The sequence below is a fragment of the Paenibacillus sp. GbtcB18 genome, assembly GCF_019091125.1.
Taxonomy (GTDB): Bacteria; Bacillota; Bacilli; order Paenibacillales; family NBRC-103111; genus Paenibacillus_F; species Paenibacillus_F chitinolyticus.
Genome location: NZ_JAGXJX010000033.1, coordinates 3,137 through 3,979 on the forward strand (window position 1 = coordinate 3,137; position 843 = coordinate 3,979).

2 protein-coding genes are annotated in these 843 nt (G+C 30.1%); both read right to left on the minus strand.

Annotated features, from left to right (window positions below; translation table 11 throughout):
• A partial coding sequence (locus KVT34_RS32115; protein WP_302695696.1) for a glycosyltransferase family 32 protein occupies positions 1 to 330 on the minus strand: 330 nt, incomplete at its 3' end.
• A gap of 20 nt (positions 331 to 350) precedes the next feature.
• Positions 351 to 843 (minus strand): EpsG family protein (locus tag KVT34_RS29190; protein WP_217563182.1); only part of this gene is annotated, 493 nt, incomplete at its 5' end.

Genomic DNA, 843 nt, shown 5'->3' on the forward strand with positions numbered 1-843 from the left:
TTCAAACCCCCAAAAAGAATCATGGTGCAATAGAGTATCGAAAGATTTGAATACTTCAACATCCGTGTCTAAGTAAATTCCACCAAAGTTATATAATGCATGCAATCGGACATAATCACTAACAAACGCAAACTTTCCTGATTTATAAGCCTCTTGCACATATGGATTATTATTTATATCAAAATTTTTTTCATCCCATTCTAATAGTTCATATTGCGATAAATTCTTTTTCCAGCTATCTATACATTTTTTGACTATGTCAGGTTTTTCTTTTCCCCCAAACCAACAGTAATGTATTATACGTGGGATTTTCATAACGTTTGTCAACATTATTCACCTTCATAAATTATTTATAGGTTAATAAAATTACTCTTATAAACAATTCCAAGAGTAATTACATGTTCATACATAAAATAAATAAAATAAAACACTAATATCAAATAATAAATAATTTTCCGATCTTTTTCAGTGAAAAGTTTTACAACCCATGAAATTAATATTAGTTGATAAAGTCCAAAATAAATGGAAAACCTTGCGAAAATCCAATTCTGCGTTGAAATGAGCATAAAAACAGAACCTAACAAGGCCATATTTACAATATAATCACTATTCGGAAAAATAATCCTTAATTTCTCTCTACCACTGTAAGCAAGTATAAGTGGGATGGAGTCCACTATAACCCTAAGTATATTAGCACCACCTTCATGAAAATCCTTATATTCACCATATTGTGTATCTTCTATAGCCGCAAAGAATAACGTTGAGAATTGATTAAATCCTATAACTATAAGCACTGCTAAAAAAAGAAGTATAAATGTTACTCCCGACCACGCTCTCCTTCTT